Origin of the sequence: Arundinibacter roseus (assembly GCF_004348825.1) — a bacterium.
Classification (GTDB): Bacteria; Bacteroidota; Bacteroidia; order Cytophagales; family Spirosomataceae; genus Arundinibacter; species Arundinibacter roseus.
In genome coordinates this window covers 206,980-231,642 of record NZ_SMJU01000003.1, presented here as the reverse complement: position 1 = coordinate 231,642, position 24,663 = coordinate 206,980, and the positions used below count along the sequence as shown (strand labels likewise).

19 protein-coding genes are annotated in these 24,663 nt (G+C 44.5%); 13 read left to right on the top strand and 6 right to left on the bottom strand.

Features of this window, described 5'->3' with window-relative positions; all coding sequences use genetic code 11:
* Positions 1 to 213: 213 nt before the first annotated feature.
* The 5 genes from EZE20_RS05700 to EZE20_RS05680 all read left to right on the top strand — a co-directional run bounded on the left by EZE20_RS05700 (position 214) and on the right by EZE20_RS05680 (position 5,051).
* Positions 214 to 1,131: an ROK family protein gene (locus EZE20_RS05700; RefSeq protein ID WP_132115426.1), complete on the top strand. Its 918-nt coding sequence runs from the start codon at positions 214 to 216 to the stop codon at positions 1,129 to 1,131.
* A complete protein-coding gene (locus EZE20_RS05695; protein WP_132115424.1) occupies positions 1,128 to 2,036 on the top strand; it encodes a DMT family transporter in 909 nt (302 codons plus the stop codon). The genes EZE20_RS05700 and EZE20_RS05695 overlap by 4 nt, the downstream gene beginning before the upstream one ends.
* A gap of 243 nt (positions 2,037 to 2,279) precedes the next feature.
* Positions 2,280 to 3,191, top strand: a complete 912-nt coding sequence (gene rbsK / locus EZE20_RS05690; RefSeq protein WP_132115422.1) for a ribokinase — start codon at positions 2,280 to 2,282, stop codon at positions 3,189 to 3,191.
* A 31-nt stretch (positions 3,192 to 3,222) separates the two neighbouring features.
* The gene (locus tag EZE20_RS05685) at positions 3,223 to 4,218 is read left to right on the top strand and encodes a GRP family sugar transporter (protein ID WP_132115420.1); all 996 of its coding nucleotides are present in this window, start codon (positions 3,223 to 3,225) and stop codon (positions 4,216 to 4,218) included.
* A 296-nt stretch (positions 4,219 to 4,514) separates the two neighbouring features.
* Positions 4,515 to 5,051, top strand: coding sequence for a DUF2975 domain-containing protein (locus EZE20_RS05680; RefSeq protein WP_132115418.1), 537 nt, complete (start codon positions 4,515 to 4,517; stop codon positions 5,049 to 5,051).
* Positions 5,052 to 5,108: 57 nt separating this feature from the next.
* Here EZE20_RS05680 and EZE20_RS05675 read toward each other — a convergent pair whose 3' ends face one another.
* The 4 genes from EZE20_RS05675 to EZE20_RS05660 all read right to left on the bottom strand — a co-directional run bounded on the left by EZE20_RS05675 (position 5,109) and on the right by EZE20_RS05660 (position 7,691).
* On the bottom strand, positions 5,109 to 5,597 hold the full coding sequence (locus tag EZE20_RS05675) for an RES family NAD+ phosphorylase (RefSeq protein ID WP_132115416.1): 489 nt from the start codon (positions 5,595 to 5,597) through the stop codon (positions 5,109 to 5,111).
* Complete coding sequence (gene parS, locus EZE20_RS05670) at positions 5,597 to 6,109, bottom strand: type II RES/Xre toxin-antitoxin system antitoxin (protein ID WP_132115414.1); 513 nt, start codon at positions 6,107 to 6,109, stop codon at positions 5,597 to 5,599. The genes EZE20_RS05675 and parS overlap by 1 nt, the downstream gene beginning before the upstream one ends.
* 334 nt (positions 6,110 to 6,443) lie before the next feature.
* Entirely contained in the window at positions 6,444 to 6,866 is a 423-nt protein-coding gene (locus EZE20_RS05665; protein WP_132115412.1) for a response regulator, read from the bottom strand.
* A 219-nt stretch (positions 6,867 to 7,085) separates the two neighbouring features.
* Entirely contained in the window at positions 7,086 to 7,691 is a 606-nt protein-coding gene (locus EZE20_RS05660) for a hypothetical protein (RefSeq protein WP_132115410.1), read from the bottom strand.
* 334 nt (positions 7,692 to 8,025) lie between these two features.
* On the opposite strand from EZE20_RS05660, the gene EZE20_RS05655 reads away from it, so the two are divergent.
* The 7 genes from EZE20_RS05655 to EZE20_RS05625 all read left to right on the top strand — a co-directional run bounded on the left by EZE20_RS05655 (position 8,026) and on the right by EZE20_RS05625 (position 21,875).
* Positions 8,026 to 9,288, top strand: coding sequence for an MFS transporter (locus EZE20_RS05655; protein WP_132115408.1), 1,263 nt, complete (start codon positions 8,026 to 8,028; stop codon positions 9,286 to 9,288).
* 77 nt (positions 9,289 to 9,365) lie between these two features.
* Positions 9,366 to 10,862 (top strand): L-fucose/L-arabinose isomerase family protein, encoded by a 1,497-nt coding sequence (locus EZE20_RS05650; RefSeq protein ID WP_132115406.1) that lies wholly within the window; start codon positions 9,366 to 9,368, stop codon positions 10,860 to 10,862.
* A 61-nt stretch (positions 10,863 to 10,923) separates the two neighbouring features.
* On the top strand, positions 10,924 to 14,115 hold the full coding sequence (locus tag EZE20_RS05645; protein WP_132115404.1) for a SusC/RagA family TonB-linked outer membrane protein: 3,192 nt from the start codon (positions 10,924 to 10,926) through the stop codon (positions 14,113 to 14,115).
* 12 nt (positions 14,116 to 14,127) lie between these two features.
* On the top strand, positions 14,128 to 15,561 hold the full coding sequence (locus EZE20_RS05640) for a RagB/SusD family nutrient uptake outer membrane protein (RefSeq protein WP_132115402.1): 1,434 nt from the start codon (positions 14,128 to 14,130) through the stop codon (positions 15,559 to 15,561).
* 30 nt (positions 15,562 to 15,591) lie between these two features.
* On the top strand, positions 15,592 to 18,135 hold the full coding sequence (locus EZE20_RS05635; protein WP_132115401.1) for a hypothetical protein: 2,544 nt from the start codon (positions 15,592 to 15,594) through the stop codon (positions 18,133 to 18,135).
* A 57-nt stretch (positions 18,136 to 18,192) separates the two neighbouring features.
* Positions 18,193 to 21,162: a glycosyl hydrolase gene (locus EZE20_RS05630; protein WP_132115400.1), complete on the top strand. Its 2,970-nt coding sequence runs from the start codon at positions 18,193 to 18,195 to the stop codon at positions 21,160 to 21,162.
* Positions 21,159 to 21,875: an SGNH/GDSL hydrolase family protein gene (locus EZE20_RS05625; RefSeq protein ID WP_132115399.1), complete on the top strand. Its 717-nt coding sequence runs from the start codon at positions 21,159 to 21,161 to the stop codon at positions 21,873 to 21,875. Before EZE20_RS05630 ends, EZE20_RS05625 begins: the two co-directional genes overlap by 4 nt.
* Positions 21,876 to 21,877: 2 nt before the next feature.
* On the opposite strand, the gene EZE20_RS05620 is transcribed toward EZE20_RS05625, so the two are convergent.
* The gene (locus EZE20_RS05620) at positions 21,878 to 22,642 is read right to left on the bottom strand and encodes a GntR family transcriptional regulator (protein WP_132115397.1); all 765 of its coding nucleotides are present in this window, start codon (positions 22,640 to 22,642) and stop codon (positions 21,878 to 21,880) included.
* 533 nt (positions 22,643 to 23,175) lie between these two features.
* Between EZE20_RS05620 and EZE20_RS05615 the strand changes: the two genes are divergently transcribed.
* Positions 23,176 to 23,757: an HPP family protein gene (locus EZE20_RS05615; RefSeq protein WP_132115395.1), complete on the top strand. Its 582-nt coding sequence runs from the start codon at positions 23,176 to 23,178 to the stop codon at positions 23,755 to 23,757.
* 240 nt (positions 23,758 to 23,997) lie between these two features.
* On the opposite strand, the gene EZE20_RS05610 is transcribed toward EZE20_RS05615, so the two are convergent.
* The gene (locus tag EZE20_RS05610; protein ID WP_132115393.1) at positions 23,998 to 24,636 is read right to left on the bottom strand and encodes a hypothetical protein; all 639 of its coding nucleotides are present in this window, start codon (positions 24,634 to 24,636) and stop codon (positions 23,998 to 24,000) included.
* Between the last annotated feature and the right edge of the window lie 27 nt (positions 24,637 to 24,663).

Genomic DNA, 24,663 nt, shown 5'->3' with positions numbered 1-24,663 from the left:
CTTAATTAAACGTAAAGTAAACCATACGTAAAGCAAAGGTGAGTTAGCAACCTACTGAAATTTTTTAATCCTTGAAAATGCACGAGCTGTCCTAAAACAATTTAAGCCTTAAACAGGGAAAATTTAACTTTTACCATGTTTAGCAAAAAAAGGCAAAACTTTTGGAAAGCTATTTGGGAGGATGAAAAAGGCTGGAAACCTAAGATTTAAAGTATGAAAAAACTGGCAATTGGCATTGACATAGGCGGCACCCGAACCAAGGGTGGTTTGGTAGACCTGAACGATGGACGGGTCATTGAAAAATTTATTTTCCCTACTGAAACAACTGACGTCGCCAGGTTTGAACAAAGCCTTCATGCGGCCATTGACAATCTGAGAAAAAAGGCTGATAACATTCAACTTCCAATTGTCGGCATTGGGGTAGGAGTGTCAGGATTCGTGTGGGAAGATGGCAGGGTTGATACGACTTTCGGTTTTATGGATTTTCTGGACGATTATCCTCTGGCAGATATACTTACCAAAACTCATGCCCTGAATTGCCTGATTGATAATGACGCCCGACTGGTGGCTCTAGGGGAAGCAGTTTTTGGTAATGGCAAGGCCTATGACCGCGTTCTGGTCCTCACATTAGGAACTGGACTTGGAGTCGGTTTTGTAACTAAAAAGCGCTTGACTGAGAAACTTCCATTTGGTCACATGGCTGGCCATATAAAAATTTCCGATGCAACAGATCGCTGCTATTGTGGCAAAATGGGATGTTTGGAATCATTGGTTTCGGCGAGTGGAATTATTCAGGCTGCACACCGTCTCCAATGGTTTGAAAAATATCCCGACGTACCTCTGCGCGCTGATTCGCTGTTCGACGCACAGGCAGAAGGAAACCTTCTGGCGGGTCAGGTAGTTGAAGCGTTCCTGAATAATCTGAAAAGCGGAATTTCCAACTATGTAAATATTTATGCACCTGAGATTGTTATTTTAGGTGGTGGACTCGCTGGAAGTCTGCAAAAATTCCTCCCCGATTTGCAATCCGCAGTTCAGTTGGGTCCCACAAAAAACTATACTTATCAACTTCAAATCTCAAAACTACATGAACTGGCAGGCATTCTTGGAAGTGCGGCCCTATTCCTATGAAAAACAAAGCCTGGATCTACTATTCAATTGCCGCTGCTCTCTTTTGGGGGGTGTGGGGCGTAGTTGCTAAACTCATCTCCGAAGATGTAAAACCGTATACCAATCATGTACTGTTTACTCTGGGAATGCTTTTTACCGTTCCTCTGGTTGTAAATAATGTTCGACGGGAAAAACCTGATCAGCGTGGCATACGCTGGGGGCTACTTTCAGGTATTCTGGCTGTTGCCGGGAATGTGGCTGTCTTTCAGGCTTTTACCAACGGAGGCCTGGCTGCAATTGTCATTCCCCTGACGAATCTTTACCCGCTGGTAACGATTGCTATTGCCCTTTTGATTTTTAATGAAAAACTGAATTGGGTGAATGGCATTGGCATACTTTTGGCCATTCCGGCGGTGATTTTGCTCTCGGGCCAATCGCTGTTAATTGATAATCCTTCGGCTTTTTTTCAGTCCTTTGGTCCCAGTAGTTGGTTGTTATTTTCGTTTGTTGCGCTGTTTTTTTGGGGTGTTTTCAGTGCAACTCAAAAAATCACCACTCGCTACATTTCATCCGAATGGGCCTACACAGCTTTTCTGGTGTCCTGCATTTTTCTATCCATTCTTTTTCTTCTCATGGGAGAGGTTCACTTTACTATTTCCTCTAAAACGCTTTTTCTTGGCGCGTTGGCCGGTATGCTCAATGGACTAGGAGTTTTATGCAGTTTTGCTGCTTATAAAGCAGAAGGGAAAGCTTCTCAGGTGACTACAATAGCCGGGGCATTGCAGCCGGTGTTCACCATTCTGCTGGCAATAGGCTTTCTTTCAGAAAAGATAGGGTACATTGAAATTATCGGCATTTTTACCGCGATCATTGCTGCGCTGGCACTCGCATACGAAACAAATGCAGCTGCGCCAGAAATTTCATAAAATGTTCAACTCGAATTTAAACAGAAGTCGACAAGTACCTACGGTGTTAAGTATTTAAATTTTTAAGTGTCTAAGAACGGGAGAATTATTAAAAAACTTGTTTTTACCACTATGCACCAACGGTAGCACGTGCTATGTATACGCGATGACCGTAATAGGTGCCTAAACCGATACTATATGCACACAAAAATTTTACAGGTAAACTCTTGACTTAGAATTTTTTATCAGTAAAAACAGCCGCACATGCAGGAAAAAATTGTTGTTGTTGGGAGTTCCAATACAGATATGGTCTTAAAAACGTCCAGATTTCCCTTTCCCGGTGAGACGATTTTGGGCGGAGAGTTCTTTATTTTTCAAGGGGGAAAAGGCGCCAATCAGGCGGTAGCAGCGGCTCGTTTGGGGGGGCAGGTTCACTTTATTTGTAAAGTTGGAAATGACTCGTTCGGCCAAAGTGCAAGAGAACATTACCTTAATGAAGGAATCGCAATTGAGGGTATTTCCCAATCGGCGCATCTGCCCACAGGGATTGCTGTCATTACGGTCAATGCCGCCGGAGAAAATTCCATTATTGTTGCCTCCGGAGCCAATGCGCAGCTGGATGTTGAAGATCTGGTAAATCAGGAGCAGATTTTGCGTGATTCCAGCTGGATTATCACGCAATTGGAATCACCTTTACCAGTAGTTTCCTACCTGGCAAGCTACGCACATCAGCAATCCAAACGGCTGATCCTGAATCCTGCACCTGCTCAAACACTTCCACCCGAAATTTATAAGGATCTGTTTCTGATTACTCCTAACGAAAGTGAAACCAAGCAATTGACCGGAGTAGAGGTAGTGGATGAGGCATCAGCCAAAGTAGCGTGTGCAGTCCTGAAAAACTACGGTGTAAAGCATGTCATCATTACGCTGGGTAGCAAAGGCGCTTTTTTGTCCTGCAATGAATTTGAAGGTCTCATCCCTGCTCCATTAGTGACGGCTGTTGACACAACCGCCGCGGGAGATATTTTCAATGGTGCGCTCGTGGTGGGCTTGTCCGAAAATATGGACTGGCCCTCTGCCGTGGTGTTTGCCTGCCGGGCCGCGGCACTTTCGGTCACCCGAATGGGAGCCCAAACCTCTGCGCCTACCCGTGAGGAGATTTCCGATACCATTTAATCTACTTCTAAACCTACCTTAGCTCTGCTTTATGTTTACGATTGATACCTACTCGACCGCGATCATTTTTTGCCTCATTACCATGCTTTGCTGGGGTTCCTGGGCAAATACGCAGAAACTTACTTCTTCCTCCTGGCGATTTGAACTCTTCTATTGGGACTATGCTTTCGGGATCTTGCTGCTTTCCCTGATCCTGGCCTTTACGATGGGCAGTTACGGGAGTGCCGGTCGCCCCTTTTTGGAGGATTTGCAACTGGCCGAGCCTGAGTATCTATTCTCGGCTTTCGTTGGCGGGATACTATTTAATCTGGCGAACATCCTTTTGGTGGCCGCCATTGTGATTGCCGGCATGGCAGTTGCCTTTCCGGTGGGTATTGGCATCGCATTGATTTTGGGGGTAGTTGTTAACTATTTGGACAATCCGCAGGGAAATGCTACGGTACTTTTTGCCGGGGTGTCACTCATTGCTTTTGCCATTATCCTGAACGCCAACGCCTACCGGCAAATTAATCGGGAGGCAGCATCATTTTCGGGGAAAGGCCTTGCACTGGCTGTGGTGGCTGGTGTCTTGATGGGCTTTTTCTATAAATACGTAGCCATTTCCATGGTGAGTGACTTCATCAATCCTGAAATTGGCAAACTAACTCCGTATACAGCTCTGGTGCTTTTTGCCTGTGGAATTGTCGGTAGTAATTTCATTTTTAACGGTCTTCTGATGCGCTTTCCCATTTCCGGCGAGCGACTTCACATGCGTGATTATTTGAAGGGTTCTATCAAAGACCATGGCATTGGCCTGCTGGGCGGAATGATCTGGCACGTGGGCATGTCCTTTAACATCATCGCTTCGGACCTGGCCGGACCGGCTATATCCTACGGATTGGGTCAGGGGGCAACCATTGTGGCTGCTATTTGGGGAATTTTTATCTGGAAAGAATTCAACGCTGCTTCAAAAAAAACATTCAATCAATTGTATTTGATGCTTGTGCTATACCTGATCGGCATTGGATTGATCATTTGGGCAAGGTAAATGTAGGCCTGAATTGCGTTTCAGGGTAAAAACAATCGTAATAAACATTTTTAACAAACCATAACCTTTCTTCTTGCCTTAGGTACACCTTTGGACGGAATTAAAATCAATGGTATGGCCGATCACAAAACCAATTGATTACACTGAATAAGCAGGAAAGGGGAATCATATTTAAACTAAAAAAATATTGTTCTGGTTAAAACGTACAATAAATAATTTTTGATTATAAATATATATTTATTGTTTTTCAATAAATACTGATTATTTTTGCCACATCATTTTAACAATCTTCAAGTATGTTCCGTAGAAATAATTTGGTATTTGGTGGCCTCTACCTCATGGCATGGCTTATTTTCGTAGGCTTATGCGTGGAAGCCGGAGGCATGATCGTTAATTTTGTTTTTAGCCTTTACAATCCCGATTTTGTCAAAAATCTTTATCAAAAACTTGATTTGAGTCAACTGTATTCAGAGAGTAAATGGGGATTTTTCAGCATGTATAGTTTTCTGCTTAGTATCTTCATCCTGAAAGCCTGGTTGTTTTACATCATCATCGGACTTGTAGGTACACTCAACCTGTCTCAACCCTTCAAAAGTCTGGATGTAAAACAGATTCTACGTATTAGTTCCTGTACATTCTCTATTGGGCTTCTGAGTTACCTTGCTCAACAAACCAACAAAAGCTTAGAAAATTCAGGTTTCAAAATCGACAATATAGAGACATTATTGCCAGATAGCCAGGCGTTTATATTGATGGCAGGAATCATTTATGTTATCGCTGCCATAGTGCTAAGGGGAGTTGAAATCCAAAAAGAAAATGATCTAACCATTTAAACTCACTTGAAAATTATTTATAAACGGTCTTGTTTTTGTTGAACATTCATTCAGCGTTCATTTTTCGCTATTTTTCCTGCCCTGCATCAATCGCTGATCAAATTTCAGCGGGACTTTTGAAATGACCTTTATTTTTGCTGAGTCCGGATGTTTTGGATTGATCAAATAATTGAATTCCGGCGGTACAATACTACTCGGTACTTTCAGAACGGCTGCGGCATTTTCAATAACAAAATCGTCGCCAATAAATTGAGTTTCAAGAGTGGGTGGTTTGGCGTCCCAGTTTTCCGGTAAATCCTCGATACTTAATTCCAGCATACTCACTTCTGCCGGAATATCAATCTCTACATAATACCGATCCGTTGGTAAATCCTCACTGAGATCTAAATGCACGGACACTTCCAGGGTTGCCAGGGCGCGCGATTCGGCTGTGTATACCAAATATGTATTCAAACTATTCCAGCGATACCCTTCCGTCAGCGCCGCCCCAATTCCCTGCAAGGTCACTTCCAGGTATTTTTCCCGTTCGATTCGATATACCCGCATCAAGCCAAATTACCATATTCAAGCCGGTTGAGGCTATTTCTGACTTCCTGAATTCCCGTGAGCGAATCAAAAAGACTTTCTGGCGTAGCGCCACCCAAAGCAAGGGTTGGCTTTTTGAGCCACCGCTGAAATTTTTCCTCTTCGTCATTAAAAACTTCGACGCCAAAATCCAGCAATTCGGTCAGAACCAGAATCATCTCACTATCTCTTCCACTCAGAAGGTCTTTATCTTTCTTTTTTTTATTGTAAGTAGTTTGCGGAATATCAAAAAGTTGCAATAAGTTTTTAACTGGCAGATTTGCCCGCTTGCTGATCACTTCGATCATCTCGTAGGGTAGCCCTTTTCTGATAAGTCGCACCCGATCCATAGGCGTTGCCCACACGTACTTCCCATCTGTTGCCTCGATGTTCCATTCCGGTCCTCCGGCCTTCACAGCTTTTGCCCGCTGAATACTTTTCGTAGGATTATAACGTCCGGGAATGCCTGAATTTTTATCTAGTTTCGTTTCCATAGCAATATATTTGCTATAAATGTACAGTAAAATTGCTGTGTTGTCAATTTTTACCTTCCTATATTCTTTTAGACGATCGCTTAAATAGAAAATATTTATTGATCGGTGAATAATCCTTTAAAGAAAAGTTAGAGTTTGAGGAATTTGTCAGGCGGCCCTGTTCGCTCAGCCTGATCATTCAAAATTATTTGCATTTTAATTCACTCATCAATAAGATGAGTTTTTGAAGAAAGCAAATACTTTGCCTGCACAAATGCCAATTATCCAGAATCGGGTAATTGTGCTGTGGCGGTTCAAATCAATTCGTGGAGTTTGGTTTTTGCAGTAACCAAGACTAAAAATTGTTAGGAGCGGCGCACTTTACCCAATAGTCCATGATTACCTTGACCGTCGCTTTAATGTCCTCATAAGCACCGGGCTTTACAAAAAATCCCTGTGCAGAAGTACTGTACGCATCAATTACCGCCTGATGATTGAGGGCAGTTGTAAAATACACATAAGGAATGCACCGAAGGCTTAGCTCGGCGTCGGTCTGAATTTTGTTTCTAAGTTCCAGCCCATTGAGTTTAGGCAAGTTAACGTCCGAAATGATAATAAAGGGCCGATCGGACGTTGAATAGAGGTATTCCAGGGCGGATAGGCCATCCATAAAATACATTCTCTTATTCGGGAATGCTAAATCATTAAAAACCTCTTCCAGCAGGAACTGATCGTCCAGGTCGTCTTCAATTATGATAATTGTGCCATTTTTATCCATGAGCGCTTGTGGTATTTGAACAAAAATAGCATTAAAAATAATATGCCTGCTAAAAAGTTATTGTATGTCTGTGTTCCAATTAGTTAGATCAATTGTTTGAAAAACAGTGCCTAATGGAAAATATCGAATATTTGTTTCTTTGGTTATTGTCTTTATAGCCTGATTCTATTGGAAGAAAACGGATGAAAATTTACAAATTATTTTGCAGCGGCCTATATTTCAGTCCTTCCAGCCCCAGGGAGCCGCGGGTGCTGCCACGGGTTGAGTCAGATCAAAGCGAACGCTTATTAACCGATCAGAGCCCATGCGCCGAAGATTGTAAGTAAAGGAACGGTTGGGAATGAGCTCGATCCACCATACATTGCCACCTGCCGCCGGAAGTATATCCGTAGTTTGCCTATCTGCCGGAAAGTACTGCATCGTTGCACTTCCGCTATTGGTCGTACTCCCGCCGTACATCGTAATTTTATCGGATGTGCCGTCTTTGTGCCGATGATCGTGTTTAAGCTGCAATGCCGTCTGATTTTTGGTAAAAACCCAGGTTCTTGACAGATCGTCGCCCACAACAAACGGAATACGAATCTGATCATCCAAGCAGGCACGAACGTGCATCAGTAATACTTTTCCGGCAAAAAGTGTATCATTTGACGGGGCAGAATGCACAGTACCAGCATAGGTATTTCCGCAAAGCTGCTGCAAGGATTGCCAAAACACCACCTGATTGTCAGATAGTTTTGGAGCATCCTGTGCATAACTATTCTGAATGGAAAGGCTTAGGATGGAAATCAAAGTCGATGCGAAGAAAAGGCGGGCGTAGGTTAACATGATAGGGAGTTAAGAGCGGTTAAGAAAATATTTTCTGCAAGTATACTTTGATGAAATGTTTATATCATCAACATGACTGAATGACTTTTAATATTTTTTCCTGAAAGTCCCGAGAAGAATACAAGAACAGTTGCAATGGGCGTTACGGTAAATCGTCTTCATTTGATAGATATCAAGTGATAGAGTCTACCGAAAAAGCATGAATTTCATGTAGTGTTCATGCAGGGAGCATCATATGAATTTTCCAATATTTTAAACTAAAACTACCAAATCTATTGACTTTTTAATTTTCAGGTTATAGCTTTGTTGGCATTAACTTAGTGCGTTAAGTAAAATGAAATATTCTTCTACCCGCTGGTTTATCGTCTTTCTGCTGTTTGTAGCAACTGGTCTGAGTTTTCTGGATCGGCAGGTACTATCAATTGCCATTATCAAAATTCAACAGGAGTTCGCCATAACCGATGTTCAATATGGTATGATCAATACCAGTTTTCTAATCAGCTATGCGGTCATGTTTACGTTGGGTGGTTGGCTCATCGACCGAATCGGTAGCAAAACCGGTTTGGCACTGTCGGTTGGATTATGGTCTTTGGCGAACTGCATGCACGGATTTATGACCAGCTATACCCAACTTCTGGCCTTTCGTTTTTTACTTGGTGTGGGGGAAGGAGGGTGTTTCCCAGGCGCGGCAAAAACGGTCTTCGAGTGGTTTGATAAAAAGGAGCGCGCTTTGGCTAATGGTATCGCCATTGGTGGCTCGGCAATTGGAGCCGTTGTGGCACCACCCTTGACTATATGGCTCACGGCATTGTACGGGTGGCGCGGCGGATTTCTGCTACCTGGAATTATCGGGCTGGTATGGGTGGTCGTTTGGATGTCCGTGCGATGGAAGGCAAAACCTGAAACGAAATCTGATGGAATTGTTCCTGTCTCAAAAGATCAGATTGTCCGAATTCCGTTTCATAAACTTATGAAAGCCAGGACCGTATGGGTTTTCATTGCGATACGTTTTTTACTGGATCCTGTTTTCTATTTTCTTATGTTCTGGATTCCCAAGTATCTGAGCGAAGCCCGTCACGTATCTTTCGAGCGGATCGGTTCACTGTTCTGGATTCCTTTTCTGGCATTGGGGATTGCAAATATTTTGGGTGGGGGCCTTTCGGATTTCCTGATCAAAAAAGGTTTTTCAGTCAATAAGGCCCGTAAAACCATCATGGGCGTAGCGGCAACGTGTACACTGCTTACTCCACTGGTTGAATGGGTTTCTTCGGTTGAAATAGCAATTGCCCTGATGTCCGTGTTTATGTTTGCCCATGGCTTTTGGATCACTAATTATATTACTTCAATTTCAGACATTTTTGGACAAGGTGCCACGTCAACCGTCGTTGGTCTTAGTGGTACAGCCGGAGCGGTTTCGGGCCTGTTGCTGAATCCCTTAATGGGACTGGTAATTCAAGAGTATACGTATCGTCCTCTATGGATTGCCTCGGGTGTTATGTACCCGTTGGCATTTGTACTTTTCATGCTTCTAATCCCTACAATAAAACCCTTCTTTGAAAGCAGCGCTTCCCATTCTGTGGCTGCTGTGGAAGGTTAAAAAGAGCATTGCTGAACAGCAAAAAAAATTTTTGCAAAAAAAACTTAGTGCACTAACTCAAAATTATAAAAACACAAATGAAGAACAACATGGATGTAGCGGTAGAAACAACGATAAGTCCACAGGCCTTACGTCATCGGGAGCGAAGCAAACCAAGAATTGGCGTATTTGGAGTGGGATATTTTAAATATTGGGCTCAGTTTGATGGACTTTTAGATCAGCTTCTTAAAAAGCAGGAAGTTTTTCTGGAAAAAATTCAGGCCGGAAGTGATGTAGAAGTTGTAGATTTTGGGCTAGTCGATGATGCAACCAAGGCTTATGAGCTCGTACCGAAGTTAAAAGGGGCAAACCTGGATCTGATATTTTGCGACATGCTTACCTATGCAACTTCAAGTACCTTCGGTATTATCATCAAAAGCATTGATACACCGATTGTCCTGGTAGCGCTGCAACCTGATAAGGCGATGGATTATAGCAATGCCTCTACCTACCTGCAACTCTACAATGATGATATATGTGCGCTGCCGGAATTTGCCGGAGTAGCTGTGCGGATGGGTAAAAAAATACCAGAAATGATCATTGGCACGCTGCATGATGATCCCGAAGCGGAGTCCGAAATTCAGGAATATTGCCGCATTGCCGCAGTTCTACATGATTTGAAAACTGCCCGAATAGGCCACATTGGTCATCCGATTGAATCCATGCTTGACATGCATTCTGATTCTACCATGCTAACGGCTCATTTTGGTCCGCACATCGTACAGTGCGAAGCACATGAAATTGTGACGCGCTACGAGTCTGCTACCGAAGATGAAATCAGACCGGTTAAGGAGCGGATATTAGATTTTTTTGATACCCCGGACCCGGTTTCCGATCCAATTTCCGAAAAGTTAAAGGAAACCGATCTTCATGTAGCAGCGCAGGTAATGGTTGCGCTGGAAAAGTTTGTTCAGGATCGAAACCTGGACGCACTGGCTTACTACTATGACGGCCCGGAAGCAAGCGTAACCCGGCTGGTGATGTCTAACCTGATCGTAGGTAACTCACTTTTGACGGGTGCGGGCTTTCCCATGTGCGGTGAGTCTGACCTGAAAACCTGCATCGCCATGTTTATCATGGAGCGGCTGGGGATTGGAGGCAGTTTCGCCGAGTTTCACCCCGTAGATTTTAAGGAAGATTTTGTTCTGGTAGGCCATGACGGTCCGCACAATATTGCCATTGCGGAGGGACGACCTGTGCTGCGGAGTCTAAAAAAATACCACGGAAAACCTGGTTTTGGTGCCGGGGTAGAATTCCAAATTAAGGAAGGTCCGATTACGATGCTGAGCATAAGCTCTACGTACGATGGAAAATTCAAGTTTGTCCTTGCCGAAGGAGAGTCGATCAAAGGACCGATTCCACCCACCGGAAACACCAATACCCGAGGGTTTTTTAAACCCGACGTACGCACGTTCCTGAAACGATGGATGATGGCCGGACCTACCCATCATTTTGCACTGGGGATTGGTCACAAAGCAGCTACTATTCAGAAAATTGCTGACTATCTCAACATCGAATGTGTCGTCATTAACTGATAAAAATTCATTTTCATGCACTGATTATTAATCAATTACTATTTCCTAAACCCGTAAAATTATGTACACAAGTAACTACCAACGCCTGTTACTCTTGCTGCTGGGAATGTCCCTGACCCTGAGTATCATGCAATCCGACGCCATGGCGCAGGAAGTCGCCAAACAATTGATTCGTGGAACAGTAACCGCTGCCGGTGAAAATGCACCTTTGGTGGGTGCAACTATTGCCGAAAAAGGAACAACTAACGGAACGACCACCGATGTAGATGGAAACTTTCAACTTAGCGTATCCCCGCAGGCTACATTGGTGGTTAGCTTTATTGGCTATACGTTTCAGGAAATACCGGTAAATAACAAAAGCGTCATTACCGTCGCTTTACAGGCTGATCAGCAGCAATTGCAGGATGTAGTTGTGGTTGGCTACGGAACGCAACGTAAAAAAGATCTTACCGGATCAATCACGAAAGTATCAGGTCAGGATTTATTGCAGCCCTCGGCGGTGAGCTTTGATCAAATGCTTCAGGGTAAAGCGCCCGGTGTGCAGGTGACCCAAACCACCGGAGCTCCCGGCGGTAACGTGAACATCCTGATTCGGGGCGTTAGCTCCATTACGGGTGGAAATCAGCCTTTGTACGTGATTGACGGCTTTGCCATTGGCGCAGGTGGGGGAGGTTCCGACATGCGCAGTTACGGAGCCAACAGCTTTTCCTCAGCCGGCATGGCAAATAATACCGGAAATCGGGTAAATCCGCTGGCTTCAATCAATCCTTCGGATATTGAATCCATCGAAATTCTAAAAGACGCCTCTGCTACTGCTATTTATGGCTCTCGCGGTGCCAATGGCGTAGTCATTATTACCACCAAACGTGGTACTTATGGCAAATCACAAATTAGTGTAGATGCCTCCTACGGTTTTCAGCAGGTAGCCAATAAACTCCCGATGCTCAATGCCAGTGAATATGCCGAATATGTCGCTGACGGCCGCGATAATGCCTGGGTGTATGCCGGAGGCAAAGCCTCAGACCCTAATTCGGTACGCTCGGCTGCTACGCGAGTCAGGCCTGAATTTAGAAATCCTGAGTCACTTACAACCGATACTGACTGGCAGGATGTGCTTTTCCGAACTGCACCTGTTCGAAACATGCAGGTTTCCTCTACCGGCGGAACGGACAAGCTACGGTATTTTATTTCGGGAGGATATTTTTCTCAGGAAGGAATTATTATTAATTCAGACTACAATCGGTTTAATCTTCGGGTCAATGTGGATGCACAAGTTACCAAACGAATCAAGCTTGGAACTTCCACTTTTGGATCCTACGGCTACGGTCGATTTGCCAACACCGAATCACATTACGGGCAGGGAGGACTACTGAGTAACGTATTGGCGGCTTCTCCCACTATTCCGGTCTATGACGATCAGGGAGCGTATTACTTTAATCAGGCAGATGTGACGGACGGGCTCGGGTTTTTAGCAAATGTGCTCGCGGTCGCTAATGGAACAGAAGATCAGCGAAAGATAATGGATGTAGTTACCAATAACTTTATCGAAATAAACCTGACCAACGATCTGGTTTTTCGCAGTTCGGTTGGGGTAAGTTTCAGTTCCAACAATACCAAACTTTGGCGTTCCTCAGCTGTCCCTAACTTCACTACACTCAACTATCCTGCTTCCGCCGGAGTGTCAAAGTCGGAGAATTTAAACTGGTTGAATGAAAATACCCTTACTTACAGCCGGGTTTTTAGCAACAAGCATTTTATTAACGGGTTAATCGGTTTTACTGCTCAGAAAAACCGCTTCGACCGGGTGGCGGTTGGGGCCTCAGATTTCCCTACTGAATATGTACCATTCATCTCAGCGGGAATTGTCAATGCGGGTTCTCAACTGGTCAATGAATGGGGGCTTCTCTCCATGATGGCGCGGGTAAATTATTCTTATGCGGGTAAATACATGTTCACGGCAACGATTCGACGCGATGGCAGTTCGCGTTTTGGAGCCAACAATCGTTGGGGTTCTTTTCCTTCATTTTCGGTAGGTTACAATCTTGCCGAGGAGGAATTTATGAAAGATATTCGGTTTATAAGCAACTTCAAACTCCGGGCAAGCTATGGTATTTCGGGCAACAATCAAATTGGTGACTACACTCACATCGGGCTTCTTTCAACCACCCGCTACGTGAAGAATGGAGCACTCAATCCCGGTTTGGTTCCTAGTACCTTGTCAAATGATAATCTTACGTGGGAAAAATCACGGCAAACAAATATTGGACTTGATGTAGGGTTATTCAAAGACCGGCTCAACCTTACACTTGATGCTTACCGGGACCTGAAAACGGATTTACTGCTGGCAGTACAACTTCCTGCGGCTTCGGGATTTAACAGCTCAACGCAGAATATTGGAGATATAGAAAACAAAGGTCTTGAACTCGGGATCCAAAGTGGAATTATTCAGAGCAAAAATTTCCAATGGAATACAAACTTCACGTTTAGCCACAACCGAAACAAAGTACTCAAACTGGCGACCGAAGGCGGGAGAATTTCTAATTCTGCCTACCAGATAACAGAGGTTGGTTCGCCCATTTCTAGTTTTTTTCTGATTAATAAACTCGGAGTCTTTATGTCGAGTGCGGAACTGGACGGGGCAGCACTTCAACATCCGCGAACGCAGGCCGGTGATCTTAAATTTGAAGACATTAATGGTGATGGCGTGATCAATCAGAGTGATCGAAAAATTGTGGGTACGCCATGGCCGGATTTTACCTGGGGATTTGATAATACGTTTAGCCTCGGAAACCTGAATCTGAGTGTAAGTGTAGTTGGCTCGCAGGGCGCGTACACTTACCTGGATGCGGGCTCTTCTCTGCTGGGTTCCAACGCCGTACAGAATAATCTCATCCGGACCGATCGTCGGTGGCGTTCGGAGTCAGATCCTGGCGATGGGATCATGCCTCGTTCCATTCGCAGTAACCACGCACTTGGATTTGGTACTTCGTCTCATTACTTATTTGAAAATTCTTTCCTGCGTATTCGAAACGTACTGTTGTCCTATGACTTTCCTAAGGCACTCATCTCACGGCTGCGTCTTAGCAATCTGAATGTATACACCAACGTAGCAAACCTGGTTACTTTCACAAAATATCCGGGCTACGATCCAGAATCGAGTACAACGGGGGATAATGTCGTAAACGCGGGGATTGATTATCTGAATTATCCCTTACCCAGAACGTACACACTCGGAATTAAGACCACCTTTTAACAAGCACTGACAATGAAAAAATATAGTAAGTACCTGCTCCTGGGGGTTCTGCTGACCTCCTGTTCCGAATTCCTGACGCTCCAGCCCGAGTATCAGATCAATGAGATTGCTTTTTATAAAAACGCAAAAGATGTTGAAACGGCTCTCACCGGAACTTATGCCGGATTACAGGGGCTGCATGATGCTGCCATCGTGTATTTGGGCGACTTGACGACCGACAACACAGAAATCCGCTGGACATCCCCCACCGTGGCTGAGACAGAATTTGATGAGGTTAATCCTACGCCGGCCAATGGTTTTCTGAATACCATCTGGACTAGCTGTTTTTCAACCATTTCCAGAAGTAATAATATTCTTTCCCGGCTGGATGCCATCAGCATGACCGATGCTCAGAAAAGGCAGTTTAGGGGAGAAGCCTTGTTTTTGAGAGCTTACAGCTATTTTTACCTTGTCCGGATCTTTGGAAACGTACCGATCGTTGAGGTAGCCTTTCGCAGTCCGGATGAAATCATGGAATTCGATATGACCCGCCGTCCGGTTACTGAGGTTTATTCGCTTATTATCAATGATTTAAATGAATCAGCAAGTCTGCTCAATGGTCTTTCACTACCGGGCAAATCCCACGCTTCGGTTGGTGCCGCACGTAGCCTGTTGGGGAAAGTCTACCTGACGACCAAACAGTTTGAGCCTGCGCAAAATGTACTCAAACAGGTTATTGACCAAAATGCCTACACGCTGAATCCTGACTATAAGCGGTTGTTTGTCAATGGTAACAATGAGCTTGAAGAGTCAATTTTTGAAATCAAATATCTGTCAGGAAATGTCGGAGAAGGAAATTCATTTTCGAGCATCTTCACACCGGCGCGTTTCGATATGGCCATTTTTCCCGGCAATATGCAGGGCTCGGGTCGCGTGCTGCCAACCCGACAAATGGCCAATGCCTACGAGCCCGGAGACCGCCGAAGAAATGCTTCCATTGGTGATTCGGTCCGCCTGGTATCAGGCCGCTTTGAGCAGGAATTGCATGGATTGAAATTTGTAGATTTTACTACGGGCATCGTGGGTGATGGAGGAATAAATTTTACGGCGTTGCGGTATGCAGATGTACTACTGATGTATGCCGAAGCTCTAAACGAAACAGGCAATACTACGCAGGCTTTACCCTTTATTAACCAGGTGCGCGAAAGGGCAGGATTGGCTCCACTTGCCGGATTATCCAAAGCCCAATTAACCCTGGCGATAGAGCAGGAACGAAAAGTTGAATTTTTTCTGGAAGGTCACCGGTGGTTTGATCTGCTGCGGACTGGTCGTCTGCAAGTGGTGCTAAATGACTATTTTCGGCAGAACGGACTTGCGTTTACAGTAGCCGACCACGAGTTGCTGATGCCGATTCCGCTTCGGGAAATTGACATAAATCCTAATTTGGGTCAAAATCCCGGCTATTAATTATTGTAATTGAACCAAGGTTTAAATGCTATGCAAACTTCACGGGTAAAGATCCTTTTTATTGTATTTTTTCTGGCCCACAGCTGCGGACTTGTTCCGCAGCATGCCCGGGCACAATCCATTGCATCCTCACTGAAAGGGCAAAACTTCAATTCAATTACACTTGAAGCGTCTTTAAAACCTTTCCGGAAAAATGATAAAACCTATATTCGGCAGGTAGCCAGAGAAATGTTCGTGCAGTGGCATTCATTACTACGGCATACAGACACCGTCTCGGTCATGCTTTGGACAAGCGACGGCTCGGAGATTCTTGATTATAAAGGAACCATGAAACAGCCTTTGGAATGGGCAAAATATCTGGGTAACCCAAACACCAAATATGAAGTTGGATCAGGGCCCGAAGAGTTGTCTATTCATGAGCGTGCCTATTTGTACATGGAAAATCCGCCGGCTTTTACCTATGGTGATCTCAATTTCATTATTCAAACATTGAAAGAAGAAGGGAAAAAAGTAACAGGTAAGCCCATTCTAATTGGTGCTACTTTTGATCCCGGACCCGAATTTGCCAAATCAGAATTCAAGTACAAAAAGCATCCGGAGATATTGGGCGGTAGTGCAATGGGTCACAAATCATTTGTGAGCTGTTATTCGGTTCTGAATGCAGACACTGAGTCCTACGCCGGGTTTCCCAAAGGAATTCCGGCCAACACTCCTTTTGGTACTTTTTTTGGTCGGCAAAGTGAGCATTTTCTAAGAGATCTGGGCTATGATTTTATTTGGTTCAGCAATGGTTTTGGCTTTGGAGCCGAAGGCTGGTCAGCTACCGGAGCAACATTTACAGGCAAAGAATTCCAGCAAGACCGGTTGTCCGGACTTACCGCAAAAATCAACGAATTCTGGCAGTTGTTTAGAAAGGAATGTCCAGATTTTCAGATACAAACCCGGGGTACCAACCTTTCTGTTGGAGCGGATCTGGCGCGTGATGCAGTCAATCTTAAACAGATTTATGAGGGAGGTTTTAACATGCTTCCTCCGCCAAATTCACCCTGGGCCGCTTTGGACGGTGATTTTGGACTGGAAATGGTTGGTTATATGTCGCGAATGTCCGAGCTGCCCGATCACCGCTTTTTGTTTCGCTACTACACCCACGATCCCTGGTGGCTCAATAGCCCCTGGCTGGACCGCTATGGCCGTGAGCCGCATGACATTTACCTGCCTATGTCCGTGAGCCGACTAGATGCCCGCGGGACTATTGGTATTCCCACGCACCTGAACTTTTTAACGATTGATAATTCATTGGGCGAGATGCCTACGCAGGTTCCTGACGAAGTGACCCCGCATATCCTGAAAGCACGTTACGATGCCCCGACCGCACCTGGTCCGCTCGTATGGGTTTACCCATTCGATGAGTATCATCAGTGGGCATACGATGACAAAGAACGTTTGCCGCAGGTCTATTACGGAGACTGGTTTATTCGTCAGGCAATAAACAACGGGTTGCCATTGAATACGGTAATTTCTACTACTTCATTCCAGGCCGCGATTGCCGGGAAGCCCGATTTGTTTAAGGAATCTACCCTTCTGACTATTGCGCCTGATGCCGGCTCGACGCTGGAAAGCGCCCTGATTAATTTTGTGCAAAAAGGTGGTAAGTTGATCATTTTCGGTCCTACGGATCATTGCGGTCCGGCATTTCTGGAATTTATTAACCAAAAAAACGATGTCCCGCTCGAAGGAGAATTTAACGTGAGTACCTCGATGTCAACCGATCAGCTGGAAGAACCTTATCCTGCAAAAATAAATCACCGGTCACTGTTTAACGGTGGGGGGGTTCGTTCCGTATTGAAAGACCGACAGGATTCTTACACCCGTTTGCTGGCCGAAATGCAACAGGGGACACATCGTAGAGATGCCGCCTGGATACGTAACAAACCGGAATGGAAGGGAGGGAAAGTCGCCTATGTTCGTGGTACTAATACGAGCAGTTTTACCGGCGGAAGGCTGCTGACGCCTGATACTACCAAAACCTACTTTGAGGGATCGCTATTGCTTCGGTACCTGCTACCCGAATTTGGTCTGACTCACCGAATCGAAAAACGGGATCCTTCGATCAAAAACCCAGTACTGACCGTTGCCCGTTCCAACAATGCTTTTGTCTTCTCTGGCTATAATCCCAACAGTACGGTCCGGCAGCACTTTCGATTTGAGCAGGGAGCACCGTTACTTTTGGGGTTGGAAACCCGGCTGGTGGAGGGGCATTCTTCCTACACAATGCCCACAGCCTGGAACCGCGAATGCAGGGTTTTTGTGGAACAAAACGACGGAATCATTTCCTTCAAAGAACTTCATTCCGGGCAAAGAGGCATTAACAAAAGATATAGCGTAGGTGGATTAAAGAATGCAACCGTTCGGATTTACGCCGAAGAACAAGTAAGTCCCTCTCAGTTTCATGCCTATGGAAATGCATCCTATCCGTGGAAAACAGGGCAAGTGCCGTTCAGGCGAGTATCTGATCATTTGGGAAACTATTTCGTGGTTGAAAAAATAACAGGAGAACTGGTAGTTTCCTGGTAATGAAAATGCCTGCTTTTGGCACAGGATTGATTAACTGTATTTTTAAACCCGGAAGAAATGAGAAACAAGATTTACCTGATTCTAAATCTGCTGCATATTACTACTTGCTGCCTTGCCCAGCCGGGTGCGGCCCAGCCGGGTGCGGCCCAGCCGGGTGCGGCCCAGGAGATAAAGGTGTTGCAGCAGGGATTTCAAAATCCGCAGGGAACTGCCCGACCTAAGGTTTACTGGTGGTGGCTTAATGGACATACAGATACAACGCTTTTGAAAGAGGAACTACGGAGTATCAAAAATGCCGGTTTAGGTGGGGTAGATATTTTTGAAATTGGATTCCGTCCAGACGGACAGGTACCGGCGGGTCCGGCCTTCATGGGCAATGAATCAATCAAAACAATTACTACCGCCATACGTGAAGCCACGAAACTTAATCTGGAAGTTGGATTAAATCTGGCCAGTAGCTGGAATGCAGGAGGAAGCTGGGTAACGCCACAACATGCAGCGAAGTCGCTTTATTTTTCCTCCATAACCACTACACAACCTGGGCTGCAAACTCTGTCAATTCCTTTTCCCGAAATTCCCCGAAAAGATACTAAGGGAAATGAGTTGCTCATCCAGTTTGATCCCGACGGTAAACCCGTATATCGGCAGGAAGTTGCGGTTCTGGCTGTCCCGATAAATGAAGAAAGGAAACATTTGGATACTGCCCGGATTATAAATCTTAGTCAATTGTTTGACCCAAAAACCGAAACTCTGCGCTGGAAAGTACCGGCGGGTCGCTGGGAAATTCACCGCTATGTGTGCTCCAATTCAGGGGATCCGCTTCTTTTGCCCAGTCCCAATTCCCGCGGGCCAATCATTGACCATTTTGACTCCACGGCCACCCGAATGCACTTTATGTATTTCATAAACCGGCTAAAACCCGTTTTGGGAGATTTTAGAAAAACAGCCTTGAAAAATCTATATTTAGCCAGCTTTGAGGCTAAAAACGCCCTATGGACGCCTACGCTTGCCGCTGAATTCAAAAAGCTAAACGGCTATGAAGTGGAAAAATTTCTGCCATACATCTTTAACAAAAACGCTTTCGATTCACTGACAACCAGCCGCTTTCAGCAGGATTTGAACCGAACGATTTCTGAGCTTATGATCAATAATCATTACCGGAAGGGTAAAGAAATTGCCAATAGTTATGGGTTGAATCTTATTTCGGAGGCGGGCGGTCCTGGCCCGCCGCTACACAATGTACCTGTGGAGGCCATAAAAGCCCTGGGCTCACTGGATGTTCCGCGCGGGGAGTTCTGGATTAACCATGAACGGCTCGATGGGAGCAAAGAAAATATTGACCTTTTAATGCTGGTAAAAGAAATTGCGGCAGCATCCCATTTGTACGAACGTAAAATTACAGAGCTGGAAGCATTTACGAGCTTTCAAAACTGGCAGGAAGGTCCCGGCGACATGCGACCTGTCGGCGATCGGGCTTTTTGTGAAGGGATGAACCGGGCGGTTATTCACGGATTTACTCATAATCCTACCAAAGATGGATTTCCGGGTAATGTATATGCTGCCGGTACCCACTATAATGTCAAAACTACCTGGTGGTCAAAGGTCAGGCCATTCAACGACTACTTGTCCAGAGTTTCCTATATTTTACAGGAAACCGACTTTTTTGCTGATGTTCTATATTACTATGGCAATAAGGTGCCAACTTTTGGAACACCAAAAAACACTCGTTTTTCGGTAGGTTCGGGTTATGATTACGAATTGATCAACAGTGAAAAACTTCTCAATGATTTACGTGTGGAAAACGGCATGCTGACTTTACCGTATGGCGCCAGGTTTAAAGTTCTGGCACTGGATGAAATCGTGGGCAATGATCTGGCTGTTTTAAAAAAGCTGGAAGCCCTCTCCAAAGCCGGGGCCATTATAACTGGTAAGAAACCAGCCGCTACATGGGGAGAAAGTCAGCAAATAGTCGAAAGGCTGTGGAGTGATGGGGGAGAATTTTCCGTCAAAAAAGTTGGAAATGGGAAGGTGTTTACAACTTCTCCCCTGCAAATCCTGCAAGAAATGAGCTTACAACCCGATTTTGATTATCCTGATAAAGGATCCCAAAGGCTGGACTACATGGGTAAAAACCAGCCGGCTCTTGATTTTATACACCACAAAAAAGGAAATCTGGATTTTTATTTTGTGCGTAATACCACAGCACAGGCGCTCTCACGGCTGTGTTCGTTTCGTCAAAAGGATAAATTTCCGCAGCTATGGAATGCCATGACGGGGGAAATTCTTCCAATTCCAGTTTTTAATCAAACCACTTCTCAGGTCGAAATTCCGCTAAGTTTCGATCCCTTTGGTTCGTACTTCGTTGTTTTTTCCGGACAAATTAGTGCTCCTGCCTACACTTCTGTTAGTGATAGTTCAGCACATCCGCCGCGGCTGGAATATACGGCCAAAGGAATTCAGTTTTGGGAGAAGGGAACTATTGAATTAAAGGAAAATTCTGGGTCAAAAAAAATTAATAATTCGATACAAGAGCACACTTTATCGGGGCCATGGGATGTGCAATTTTCCAAGGGCTGGGGCGCACCTGAATATGTGACCTTTTCAGAGCTGATTTCCTGGTCTGAGTCTACCAATAAGGGGATATCCTACTATTCTGGAACCGGAATCTATACCAAAACCTTTACCTTTGAAACCGATCATTCAGGACAGGTTTACCTGGATTTGGGAAAGGTTGGAAAAGTAGCCGAAGTGTGGCTCAACGGAAAATCGCTGGGTATTACGTGGACTGCACCCTATCGCTACAATATTACGAGTCATGTACGTGCTGGTGAGAATTTACTCAGAGTCGAGGTCATCAATACCTGGGCAAACCGCATTATTGGAGATATTCGTGAAAAAGAAAACTTTACCCAAACGAATTTAAAAGTAAGAGGATCCCGGGAATTGCTTTGGTCAGAAACACCCCTGATGGAATCAGGATTAATCGGCCCCGTTAGTATCCGTACTCTTAAACCTACCCAACCATGATTCACAAAACTGCTTTGTTTTTACTGGTATCTTACCTGAGTGTACCTTCGTTCGTTTATGGGCAAATGGCCAATTCGACCGAGTATCTGGCTGATGTCAAAAAAGAATTACAAGCCGTTTGGCCCAAAAACAGAACAATTAACGTAGTTTTTCACGGACATTCGGTCCCGGCAGGATTTTGGCACGACCATGAAGTTCATAGTCTTGAATCTTATCCACACCTGGTGTTCAGAAAGCTAAAAGAGCAGTACCCGTACGCAGTGATTAACGCCATCGTAACTGCCGTTGGCGGGGAGAATTCGCAAAAAGGCGAGGCCCGGCTGGAAGAACAAGTGCTGGTTTACCGCCCTGATGTGCTATTAATTGACTATGCACTCAATGATCGATTTCTTGGTCTTGAAAAATCTAAAGAAGCCTGGGAAAGCATGATTCAGAAAGCACTTGCTAAAAATATAAAAGTAATATTGATTACTCCATCGCCCGATCAACGGGTAAATTTGCTCGAAGCTGACAATTTATTGGATCAGCATGCCAGGCAGATTCGGCTTCTGGCAGAAAAATATGGTTTAGGTCTGGCAGATCCGTACGCAGAATTTAAGAAAATTGCTTCTACTGGTACGTTACCGCAGTATATGTCTCATGTCAATCATCCCAATCTGAAAGGCCATGAAATTATCGCTCAAAAGGTAGTTGACTGGTTTATCTTCAACTAAATCTAAGCACCCGTCAGCCCGTGGTCGTTGTAGTCAGGATTAGCCACTATGGCAAATTTATACTTATCGCCCCGGTAGTAGGATCGCTCAATTTCGACAACTTTACTACCCGCGCATACCACGGCACTATCCAAAATAAACATAGCGGTGGCCCTGGTTAGCTCAAAGTTGTTCTCTTGTGCCTCAGGTTGTACAATGTCCGTGCTGAGGGTTTGTTTGACTTCCTCAATTTTCAGCTGGTAGGTACTTTCGTATACCTTAAAATAGGAAATCTCGGTAGGAAGCCGGTTAATGTTGGGGCACATACCAAGCGATATATATTTTAATTCATCCTTGATGATTTCATCATCCGCAAATCGAAGCTGATGGATTTTCAGTACCGGTCCATCAATTATGAAGTGTCGGCCGCCAATTTCAGACGAGATGCCGTCAGGAAGAATGGTTTTTTCTAGCACCAGATTTTTTGGTTGAAATCCTTCGGCAATCAAACTTTCATGAAACCCCCGGCGGGTGGCATAAATTGAGCCAAGCGTACGTACAAGGTGATGATCAGTCGTGCGATTGAGTACATAGGTGCCTTTTCCCTTAATCCGTTTAGCCCAACCTTTCGATTCCAAATCCAGCAAACTTTTCCGGGCGGTTGTGTTGCTGATCTTGTATTCCCTGATCAGTTCATTTTCTGATGGAATCTGATCACCCGGTTGAAGCTCACCGATTTTTATTTGTTCAATAATATTTTCGCTGATGGCGATAAATTTTGGTTTCATCAAGGGGGTAATGACGGGTTTTAACTAAGAATTGTTTTATCCCCGGAGTAACTCCGGGGAGGATTTAGAATTCTATACATTTTGGTAAAAATATAGAATTAATGCAAGTTGTAAAAATGAAGGTTAAATAAGATACATTAAACCAGGATTTGAAGCATCTACCCAAAAACTGACGAATGCAGCCAGTAAATTTAACTGATCGCCCAATTTTCCAGCCAGGGGGGCATACTCACCTCCCGAGTTTTTGGATCAGAACCCTGATTAATACACCAATCAGTCTCCCAGGTTATACCAGGGATTACACGACCATTTCCTTCAAAATGTTAGAAAAATAGAAATTTGGAATACTAGCTTAATCAGTAAATTAGGAAACCATGTCAATTACCTATAAAATATCGTCATACACCATAACAAAAGGTTATCAATCTCGCAGGAAATAATTGGTTAGTTTTGGGTACTTAAAACGTATACAGAGCTCAGACAGGCTCATGAATTGTGAGTGAGAATCACGGAGTGGCCTCATTAGAGAGAATATGAAAAAGAAATTCAAACAACACGTGCGACTGGCACGCTATGTTATTTATAAAGAAACTTTACTGGATTTCAGGGAACATACGTGGACATTCATTGGCTCGTTCGTAGGCATAGCCCTGATTGGCTGGCTGAGCAGTTTGTACTTTTCTGAAACCGACAATCTGTTTTTAATCGGATCTTTTGGTGCTACCTCAGTTCTGCTGTTTGGGCAACTAAACAGCCCTCTGGCGCAACCCCGAAATCTACTGGGAGGGCACCTGATTTCGGGCATAGTGGGAGTCATGATGGTGCAACTGCTACCCCATGATCTATGGTTGTCATCGGCTTTGTCGGTTTCGCTTTCTATTGTTCTCATGCAGGTAACCAAAACCCTGCACCCGCCCGGAGGAGCCACCGCTTTGATTGCCAATATCGGCTCAGAAAAAATACGAAGTTTGGGTTATTGGTATGTCCTTAACCCGGTTTTAACTGGTGTATTGGTGCTGCTGATTGTTGCTTTGATCATCAATAACATAACCCCTAATCGGCAGTATCCTTACAATGCGGAGTGGTACAAGATCTGGAAAAGAAGGTACCGGTAAGAAATACCTTGTTTCTGTTAAGAGAATGCAGAAGCTAATCATACGTATAATTGTACCGAACAACGGATAATTCAAAACTACCCTCCGTCCGGGTAATTGTGGCGCTGCTTACCCTATTTTCATCATCAAAAGTGTAATCGAAATTGAGAACAAAAGCAGCATTTCTAAATATCCCCTGATTTGGCAGAGTGACTTTCTTCAAAAGATGGGTACTATATTTCCCTAAAACATCGCCTCTAATTAAAAATGAGGAGCTTCCCAACGGTTCACTTCCTGCCTGATCGTATTGGGAATGTTGGTATACCCATAAGTAGCCGTATAGTTTCCAAATCCATCATGATTCATGACTTCCCATTTCAGCAAGTTACCCTCCGGTGAAAACACCCGGCTTATCAGGTCGCCTTCGGTGCTATGGGCTGCAATCCAATAACCATTTTTGTATAAATAGTTGATCTCGCTGCTTTTACCTTCTTTTGAGACAGTTGCCTGATCACCAAACCCGTTGCTGTTTAGTTTGTATTCCTTTATTGTTCCATCATATGATAAAGTGGCCCGGTCGTCCGTTGCTTTTAAATTCCAAAACTCATTGATGCCCGAAGCTATATGTGACAGTCGATTTTGAGAATCGTATTCGAAACGATAGGGTAACTGAGTCATAGCTTTTTCTGAGGATGGTGTTGCTAAAAATTCCAGCAAAACATCCTTTACCAAAGACTGAGGTACTTCAATAGCAACTATGTCGACTTGTCGGGAAGTAATTGCTTGTGCTTTATCCTGTGCCGTTATCACAAGCCCAACAGGCATAGGCGTGGAATTCTCACGTTTGCATCCAGTCAATAGCATCGTAGCAACTCCTCCAAGAAGAAAAAATCGTTTCATGATTCAGACGATTTAATGGGTGAAAAT

Bases quoted from the DNA above. Each gene is read 5' to 3' on its own strand.
- EZE20_RS05620 (WP_132115397.1), bottom strand. From the start codon at position 22,642: ATGAAACCAAAATTTATCGCCATCAGCGAAAATATTATTGAACAAATA.
- parS (WP_132115414.1), bottom strand. From the start codon at position 6,109: ATGGAAACGAAACTAGATAAAAATTCAGGCATTCCCGGACGTTATAAT.
- EZE20_RS05680 (WP_132115418.1), top strand. From the start codon at position 4,515: ATGTTCCGTAGAAATAATTTGGTATTTGGTGGCCTCTACCTCATGGCA.
- EZE20_RS05660 (WP_132115410.1), bottom strand. From the start codon at position 7,691: ATGTTAACCTACGCCCGCCTTTTCTTCGCATCGACTTTGATTTCCATC.
- EZE20_RS05645 (WP_132115404.1), top strand. From the start codon at position 10,924: ATGTACACAAGTAACTACCAACGCCTGTTACTCTTGCTGCTGGGAATG.
- EZE20_RS05610 (WP_132115393.1), bottom strand. From the start codon at position 24,636: ATGAAACGATTTTTTCTTCTTGGAGGAGTTGCTACGATGCTATTGACT.
- rbsK (WP_132115422.1), top strand. From the start codon at position 2,280: ATGCAGGAAAAAATTGTTGTTGTTGGGAGTTCCAATACAGATATGGTC.
- EZE20_RS05675 (WP_132115416.1), bottom strand. From the start codon at position 5,597: ATGCGGGTATATCGAATCGAACGGGAAAAATACCTGGAAGTGACCTTG.
- EZE20_RS05615 (WP_132115395.1), top strand. From the start codon at position 23,176: ATGAAAAAGAAATTCAAACAACACGTGCGACTGGCACGCTATGTTATT.
- EZE20_RS05650 (WP_132115406.1), top strand. From the start codon at position 9,366: ATGAAGAACAACATGGATGTAGCGGTAGAAACAACGATAAGTCCACAG.
- EZE20_RS05635 (WP_132115401.1), top strand. From the start codon at position 15,592: ATGCAAACTTCACGGGTAAAGATCCTTTTTATTGTATTTTTTCTGGCC.
- EZE20_RS05655 (WP_132115408.1), top strand. From the start codon at position 8,026: ATGAAATATTCTTCTACCCGCTGGTTTATCGTCTTTCTGCTGTTTGTA.
- EZE20_RS05625 (WP_132115399.1), top strand. From the start codon at position 21,159: ATGATTCACAAAACTGCTTTGTTTTTACTGGTATCTTACCTGAGTGTA.
- EZE20_RS05695 (WP_132115424.1), top strand. From the start codon at position 1,128: ATGAAAAACAAAGCCTGGATCTACTATTCAATTGCCGCTGCTCTCTTT.
- EZE20_RS05665 (WP_132115412.1), bottom strand. From the start codon at position 6,866: ATGGATAAAAATGGCACAATTATCATAATTGAAGACGACCTGGACGAT.
- EZE20_RS05700 (WP_132115426.1), top strand. From the start codon at position 214: ATGAAAAAACTGGCAATTGGCATTGACATAGGCGGCACCCGAACCAAG.
- EZE20_RS05630 (WP_132115400.1), top strand. From the start codon at position 18,193: ATGAGAAACAAGATTTACCTGATTCTAAATCTGCTGCATATTACTACT.
- EZE20_RS05640 (WP_132115402.1), top strand. From the start codon at position 14,128: ATGAAAAAATATAGTAAGTACCTGCTCCTGGGGGTTCTGCTGACCTCC.
- EZE20_RS05685 (WP_132115420.1), top strand. From the start codon at position 3,223: ATGTTTACGATTGATACCTACTCGACCGCGATCATTTTTTGCCTCATT.